This is a genomic window from Frankia sp. AgB1.9, from assembly GCF_016786355.1.
Taxonomy (GTDB): Bacteria; Actinomycetota; Actinomycetes; order Frankiales; family Frankiaceae; genus Pseudofrankia.
Genome location: NZ_JADWYX010000227.1, coordinates 1 through 7,194, shown reverse-complemented (window position 1 = coordinate 7,194; position 7,194 = coordinate 1). Strand labels below are relative to the sequence as shown.

Here is a 7,194-nt window from a genome sequence, read left to right as displayed (position 1 = left end):
TAGCCGAACCGGCCGGCGACGTAGTCCTCGGTGACCTTGTTGTCGGGTTTGGAGAAGATCTTCTTCGTGGGGCCGACCTCGATGAGGCGCCCGGCACGGTCGTCGCCGAGGTTCATGAAGGCGGTGGTGTCCGCTACGCGGGCGGCCTGCTGCATGTTGTGGGTGACGATGACGATGGTCACCTCGCTTTTGAGCTCGGCGATGGTGTCCTCGATCGCGAGGGTGCTGATGGGGTCGAGCGCGGAGCAGGGCTCGTCCATGAGCAGGACGGTGGGGCCGACCGCGAGCGCGCGGGCGATGCAGAGGCGTTGTTGCTGGCCGCCGGACAGGCCGCCGCCGGGTTTGCCGAGCCGGTCTTTGACCTCGTCCCAGAGGCCGGCGTGGCGTAGCGCCTGCTCGACGATGTCGTCGTAGGGAGCGCGGCCTCGTCGGACCTTGCGGCCTCCGAGGCCCAGGCGCAGGCCGACGAGCACGTTGTCACCGATGCTCAGGGTCGGGAACGGGTTGGGGCGTTGGAACACCATGCCGATCTGTTGGCGGATCTCGGCCATGGCGACGCCGGGCCGGTAGATGCTGGCGCCGTCGAGTGAGATCTCCCCGTCCACGCGGGCGCGGGGAACGGTCAGGTGCAGTCCGTCCAGGCAGCGCAGGACGGTGGACTTCCCGCAGCCGGACGGGCCGATGAGCGCGGTGACCTGGCGGGCCGGGATCGTCAGGCTGACATCGGCGACCGCGACATGCTCGCCGTAGTAGGCGGTCAGGTCACGGACCTCGATATGCCCACTCACCGGTCCGTCCGCGGGCACGGACGGTGCGCTGCCCGACGGGGCGGGTGTCGGCTGGGTGGGCACCGCCGGGGTCGGGGTGACGTTCTCGATGGTCACGAGCTGCCTCCGGAGGCAGTGGCGCGCCGGCCGGCGACGCGGGCGATCGCGGTGAACAGCAGGACCAGGATCACCATGGTCAGCGCCCCGGCCCAGGCCCGGCCTTGCGCGGCTTGGAACCCGGTGATGGCGTTGCCGAACACCTGCAGCGACAGGGTGGACATGCGGTGGGTGGGGTGGGTCTCGATGAACAGGTCGTTGCCCAGTGCGGTGAGCAGCAGGGGCGCGGTCTCACCCATGGCTCGGGCGATGGCGAGCATGCAGCCGGTGATGATCCCGCCGGTGGCCGTGGGCAGGACGATCGAGAGGATGGTGCGCGCGCGGCTCACCCCGAGCGCGAGGCTGGCCTCGCGCAGCTCGTTCGGGACGAGGCGCAGCATCTCCTCGGTCGTCCGTATGATCAACGGGAGCATGATCATGGCGAGGGCGATGGCGCCGGCGAGTCCGGAGAAGCCGAAGCGGGTGACCCACAGGGCGTAGACGAACGCGCCGGTGACGATGGTGGGGATGCCGACGAGGACATCGGTGAGGAAGCGGGCGACCTGCGCGATCGGGCCGCCGTACTCGTTGAGGTAGATCGCGGCGGCGATCCCGACGGGGACGGCGATGGCGGTGGCGAGGCCGACGACGATGAGGCTGCCGATGATGCCGTTGGCGAACCCGCCGCCGCCCTGGCCGGGGTCGCCGGGCGGGGTCTGGGTGAGGAATTCCGGTCCGAGGTACTTGAATCCCTGCGCGGCGACGTAGCTCAGGACCCAGACGAGGACGGCGACGGCGAGGGCCACGACGGCGGCGAGCAGGGCCGTCATGGCCAGGTCGGCGCGGCGCCGGTGGGCGAGGCGTGCCGTGCTCAGGTCGGCCCGGTAGCTCACCAGCGGGCTGGTCGGCGCCGGGCCGGTGGGCGCCGGGATGGTCGCGACCGCGGTCTGCTCGGGGGCGGGCGGATCTGGTGCGATGTGCGGGGTGTCGGTGCTCATGCGATGTGCTCTCCCGCCCGGCGCACGATCAGCTTGCCGATGATGTTGACGAGGAGGGCGACCACCAGCAGCCAGAAGCCGACGACGAACAGCGCCGACAGGTGGTAGGGCTCGGTCGCCTCGGTGAACTCGTTCGCGATGACCGACGGCATCGTCGCGCCCTGCCCGAAGATCGACTCGGTGATCTTCAGGACGTTGTTGCCGATGACCATGGTGACGGCGATGGTCTCGCCGACCGCGCGCCCGAAGCCGAGGATCGAGGCACCGACGATGCCGGACCGGGAGCGGGGCAGGACCGCGACGCGCAGCATCTCCCAGCGGGTCGCGCCGAGCGCGAGCGCGGCTTCCTTCTCCGCGCGTGGGGCGGTCGCGAAGACCTCCCGGCAGATCGCCGTGATGATCGGCAGCACCATGATCGCGAGGATGACGCCCGCGGTGAAGTAGGAGACCCCGAAGAACGGCCCGGCGAAGACCCCGCCGATGACCGGGATCTTCCCGAGGGTGTCGGTCAGGAACACCCCGATCGGCTTGATGGCCGGGATCAGCGCGAAGATCCCCCAGAAGCCGTACACGACGCTGGGGATCGCGGCGAGCAGGTCCACCAGCCAGGACACCGGCCGGCGCAGCCGCCGCGGTGCGACGTCGGTGATGAACAGCGCGATCGCCACGGAGACGGGCACCGCGATGAGCATGCCGATCAGGCTGGTCAGCAGGGTGCCGTAGACGAACTGCAGGATGCCGTACGGGTTGTGGGAGCCGCTGGTGGTCGCTTCGCTCGGCGCCCAGCGGCTCCCGGTCAGGAACCCGGCCGCGCCGTAGTGGCGCATCGCGGGCAGGGACTGGTCGATCAGGAATGCCGCGGTGCTGACGAGCACCAGGATGATCAGTACGGCCGCGGCGCCGGTGACACCGCGGAAGCTGGCGTCGCCGAGGCGGCCGGACCGTCGGGCGCCGCGCGGGCGCGCTAGAGAGGTCGTAACCATGAAGGGGATCTCCTCGCCGGGACGGCGGGCCGCGATGTGCTCGCGGCCCGCCGCCTGCGTCCTCGGGCCGGTTACGGCGCCAACGTGGAGCCGTTGAGCGTCACCTTGTGCAGCTGGCCGATCGCCTGCTGCTGGAGCGCCGTGCCGAGGGGGGCGTAGTTGATCGAGCTGGCCGAGTTCTGGCCCTTGGTCAGCACCCAGGACAGGAAGTTGACCATGGCCGCCGCCTTGGCCGGGTCGGTCTGGTCCTGGTAGATCAGCGTGAAGGTGGTGCCGGTGATCGGGTAGGCGTTGGCTCCCGGCTCGTTGGTGAGGTCACCGCGCAGGTCCGCGGGGAACGTCGCCGCCGAGGCGGCGGCGGTCACCGTGGCGACGCACGGCTGGATGAAGTTGCCGGCCTTGTTCTTGACCTGGCCGACCGGCAGCTTCTGCGCGAGCGCGTACTGAAGCTCGACGTAGCCGATCGCGCCGTCGGTCTGGTGGACCGCGCCGGAGACGCCCTCGTTGCCCTTGCCGCCGATACCCACCGGCCAGGCGACGGTCTTGCCCTTGGACTTGTCCGCGCCGCCGAGCTTGGTCACCCAGTCCGGGCTCGCCTTGGTCAGGTAGTTCGTCCACACGCCGGTCGTCCCCGACCCGTCGGAACGGTGGACCACCGCGATCGGCTTGCTCGGGAGGGTCACGCCCGGGTTCAGCGCGGTGATCGCGGGGTCGTTCCAGGTCGTGATGTCGCCGTCGAAGATCTTGCCCAGGACGTCGCCGGTGAACTTCAGCCCGTCCGGCACGCCGGGCAGGTTGTAGGTCGGCACGACCGCGCCGAGCACGACCGGGACGTGCAGGATCGGCTTCCCGGCCTGGGACAGCTCAGCGTCAGTCATCGGGACGTCGCTGTCACCGAAGTCGACGGTCTTGGCGATGATCTGCTGCACCCCGCCGCCGGACCCGATCGACTGGTAGGCGACCTGGGTACCGGTCTCCTCCGAGTACGCCTTGGTCCACACCGACAGCATCGGCGCGACGAACGTGCTACCCGCGCCCGACAGCGACTTGCCGCCGCCGGCGATCGTGGATATCCCGTTGCTGAAGTTCGGCGCCGCCGCGGCCTGCCCGCAGATCTGACCTGCCTGCGCGGTCTGGCTGGCGGCGGCCGTAGGCGTGCCGCCGTTCGAGCTACCCGTAGACCCGCACGCGGCCAGCGAGGCGCTCACAGCGAGCACCGCCCCAACCGCCAGGGATGTCGTCCTCCATCGGGTGATGCGAAGCATCTGCCCCTCCGTGCTAGAGCCCCCCAGGGGCGTTACCGTCCCGCCGCGTCTGCGTGGGCGTCCCATATAGAAAGTTGTCAACATGTCGCATGTCTGACCTATGGGCGAACCACGAATGAACACATCGACATTGTTCTATAAGCACCCATGCCGGCCCCACCTTCGGACGCGGAGACCCGGAGACCGAGGGGTGTTCCTGCGGGAGCACTGATGCCCCGACCGCTCGGGGCACGCGCGAAGGCAGATGACCGAGCCTGCGGGAGATCTTCGGGTGGCCACGGCGTCAGGGGCGTGCCGGAGGGACGCCGCGGGCTTGCCGGGCAGATGCGCGACCTGCGGACGGCCCGCAGGAGCGGGCGAGGTGTGCGCCCGGCGGAGGCGCCGACCAGCCACCTCAGCCGCAGCGGGCTTGCCCTAGGTGCGTGCCATCAGAACGTCTGGGACGCTCTCAGCGCATCGAGGCAACCACGCCGGCTGGGGGCCGTCAGCGCGTCCAGCACGCCCGCTGGGCGCAGCGCGCGGTAAAAGACGTTCCCGTCGCACCAGATCATCTGCAGCAGACCGGCGGTGGCGAGACGGATCAGACTGGCGTCACGGTCCTTACCCAGACCCGCGAGCAGTTCCGCGATGTGACACCCGCACACTTCGTCGCCGTAGGCGCGCAGCGACGTGAACAACCGCAGCGAGGCCGGGTCGCCCAGGGCCTGCAGTGCGCGCGCGACGGCGAGCGGGGTGTCCAGGCTCACGAGCCGCGTGGCCGGCGCGGCGCCCCGGGCAGCCGCCACCGGACAGGGGCAGGCCGGTGCCCCCTCCGGCAGCGAGTCGGTGAGCGGGCCGGCCATCGCCTCTCGCACGTCGCTTATAGACATTCTTCTATGTTGACATCTTCGGTCGGTCAAGGGAAGGCGGCGCGTGTTACCGCAGCAGCTCGCGGATCTCCCGGAGGCGCTCCGGGACCGCGGCGTACCACGCCCATTGACCTCGTTGGGCGCGCGTGACCAGCCCGGCACTGGTCAGGAGCTTCAGGTGGTGACTGACGGTCGGCTGCGAGAGCCCGACGGGCTCGACCAGGTCACAGACACAGGCCTCGCCGCCATCGCCAGCCATGATCAGGCTGAGGAGTTGAAGCCGGACCGGGTGTGCGACCGCCTTCAGAACGCTCGCGAAACGCTCGGCGTCGACGCGGGCGAGTGGTGTTGCCGACAGTGGCGGTCCGCACTCGGGATCGTGATCGACCGACGGGAGGATATCCGGGTGTGAAGGGGTCCCCTCGTCGACGGCCACAGCTACAGCCTAGCGACCAACCGCCACAAGCGGTGTTCTCGCGACCAGTAGGCGGCGTTCAGGATCTGTTACGCGACCGTTCACCATCCAGGCGCAGGCGGTAACCCACACCCCGTACCGACTCGATCAACCGGGGACTCCCCGTGTCTCCAAGACGTTTTCTTATACGCCGCATGTGGACGGAGACTGTGTTTGACGCGGTGTTCGGTGACCCCCAGCCGAGTTCACAGATCGTTTCCAGCGTAACCACATTCCCGGCGTTCTCCATAAGTATCCGCAGCACGCGGAACTCAAGGAGAGGGAAATGCACGGGCTTCTCGCGGACCAGTACGTCGTAGTTGGCGACGTCCATCGTGATGTGGCGGACACACAGCACGCCCGGTGGTGTGGCGAGCCGGACCGGGTTGCGAACCTCCCGCACGACGCCGAGCAGCTCAGGAACCCCGTAGGGGCGCGCGAGACAGCCGTTGGCACCCGCGTCCAGACCCGCGCCCGCTCGATCGCTCTCGTCGGCGCCGAGCGCGAGCAGGATCGGGCAGACCGACCGGTCGAGTCGCGCGCGCACCGCGCGGACAACCGCGATGCCGTCCAAGACAGGCAGGGTCGCCGCGACGAGGAGAGCGTCCGGTCGGCGAAAGCCGGTTTCCAGCAACGCGCTGGCTCCGTCGTGCACGATGGTGACCTCGACGCCCGCGCGGCGCAGGGCCCGAACGGTCTCCTCGCTGACATCCGTATCGGCGATCAGCAGCTTTGCCGACGCCTCCTCTCCGTCAGCAGCTGCAGGCGGTGCGTCCGACCCGGGCGCCCACCGCCGCCCTTCTGGCGAAACGCCGTGTCCCGTCCACTGATCTACCTGGGCGTCAAGAGTAGGTATCGACATCTGCTCCGACTCGTTTCGAGGCCTAGTCTCGGCGGGACGGCGGCGCGACGGCTGTCGCCCGACGCGATCGAGATCCAGGGGCCGCCGTCGTGGGGCGCAGACGGCCCGCCCATGAGAGCCTCCGTGGCGGCACCGAGGATCCCGCTCCACGACATTGAAAGACGTCGATATGAATAGAGGATGACGGGAGATGGTCCAGGAACGGAAGACATCGACGGTCCTCGATGGACTTGATCCCGGTGGCCCTGGTCCTGGGGAGGGCTGTCCGGCCCGGTCCTGCGTGCCGCAGGCCCGCGGCGGACCGATCCTCGCTCGACCCACCCTCGTCAGGGTCCGAGATCGCCTTTGTCCGACCGCTCAGCCGGCCCCAGCCACCCGGCGCCACGACAAGGCGTTATGGAACGCGACCAGCGGATCGCTGGCACGGAACCGGACACCGCGGCTGCGGCTGAGATCCGGGGCCGAGCGGCCGTGGGACGTGACGACGCGGCCATCATCCAGGCGATCTACGGGCCACGGGTCGAGCGGACAGCGACCTCGTTCGAGCAGGACATCCCGACCGTCGATGAGGACCTCGCCCGTATGCAGGCCTGTCCTCGGCTGCCGTGGCTGATCGTCGAGGTCGGGGCGAGCCGGCCGGGTACCCGTATGCCAGCAGGCACGCCCCGCGGGCGGCCTACCGCTGGTCAGCCGACGTCTCGGTCTACCTCAAGGAGAACCCACGCGGTGGGGGTCTGGGCCGGCTGCTCTACGACCGGCTGATCCCGGAAGTGCGCGCCGGCGGCTACGTGACGCTCTTCGCCGGGATCACACAGCCGAACCTAGCCAGCGTGGGCCTGCACACCGCTCTCGGGTTTCAGCTCATCGGCATCCACCCGAACATCGGCTACAAGTTCGGCCGCTGGCACGACGTCGGCTGGT

8 protein-coding genes are annotated in these 7,194 nt (G+C 69.5%); 1 reads left to right on the top strand and 7 read right to left on the bottom strand.

Going from position 1 to position 7,194, the window contains the following annotated elements; genetic code table 11:
- The 7 genes from I6A60_RS40450 to I6A60_RS40420 form a co-directional block, all read right to left on the bottom strand.
- Positions 1-788: phosphate ABC transporter ATP-binding protein (locus I6A60_RS40450; protein WP_203022137.1), on the bottom strand; the 788-nt coding region annotated here is incomplete at its 3' end.
- Between the two features lie 92 nt (positions 789-880).
- On the bottom strand, positions 881-1,861 hold the full coding sequence (pstA, locus tag I6A60_RS40445) for a phosphate ABC transporter permease PstA (RefSeq protein ID WP_203022134.1): 981 nt from the start codon (positions 1,859-1,861) through the stop codon (positions 881-883).
- Positions 1,858-2,844 (bottom strand): phosphate ABC transporter permease subunit PstC, encoded by a 987-nt coding sequence (gene pstC, locus I6A60_RS40440; RefSeq protein ID WP_203022133.1) that lies wholly within the window; start codon positions 2,842-2,844, stop codon positions 1,858-1,860. The genes pstA and pstC overlap by 4 nt, the downstream gene beginning before the upstream one ends.
- 71 nt (positions 2,845-2,915) lie before the next feature.
- Positions 2,916-4,052, bottom strand: coding sequence for a phosphate ABC transporter substrate-binding protein PstS (gene pstS / locus I6A60_RS40435; RefSeq protein WP_203022132.1), 1,137 nt, complete (start codon positions 4,050-4,052; stop codon positions 2,916-2,918).
- 485 nt (positions 4,053-4,537) lie between these two features.
- The gene (locus I6A60_RS40430; protein ID WP_203022131.1) at positions 4,538-4,978 is read right to left on the bottom strand and encodes a helix-turn-helix transcriptional regulator; all 441 of its coding nucleotides are present in this window, start codon (positions 4,976-4,978) and stop codon (positions 4,538-4,540) included.
- 46 nt (positions 4,979-5,024) lie between these two features.
- The gene (locus I6A60_RS40425; RefSeq protein WP_203022130.1) at positions 5,025-5,393 is read right to left on the bottom strand and encodes a metalloregulator ArsR/SmtB family transcription factor; all 369 of its coding nucleotides are present in this window, start codon (positions 5,391-5,393) and stop codon (positions 5,025-5,027) included.
- Positions 5,394-5,451: 58 nt separating this feature from the next.
- Positions 5,452-6,273, bottom strand: coding sequence for a response regulator transcription factor (locus tag I6A60_RS40420; RefSeq protein WP_203022129.1), 822 nt, complete (start codon positions 6,271-6,273; stop codon positions 5,452-5,454).
- Between the two features lie 605 nt (positions 6,274-6,878).
- On the opposite strand from I6A60_RS40420, the gene I6A60_RS42545 reads away from it, so the two are divergent.
- Positions 6,879-7,194 (top strand): N-acetyltransferase family protein (locus I6A60_RS42545; protein WP_307874122.1); only part of this gene is annotated, 316 nt, incomplete at its 3' end.

Bases quoted from the DNA above. Each gene is read 5' to 3' on its own strand.
- I6A60_RS40420 (WP_203022129.1), bottom strand. From the start codon at position 6,273: ATGTCGATACCTACTCTTGACGCCCAGGTAGATCAGTGGACGGGACAC.
- pstA (WP_203022134.1), bottom strand. From the start codon at position 1,861: ATGAGCACCGACACCCCGCACATCGCACCAGATCCGCCCGCCCCCGAG.
- I6A60_RS40430 (WP_203022131.1), bottom strand. From the start codon at position 4,978: ATGTCTATAAGCGACGTGCGAGAGGCGATGGCCGGCCCGCTCACCGAC.
- pstC (WP_203022133.1), bottom strand. From the start codon at position 2,844: ATGGTTACGACCTCTCTAGCGCGCCCGCGCGGCGCCCGACGGTCCGGC.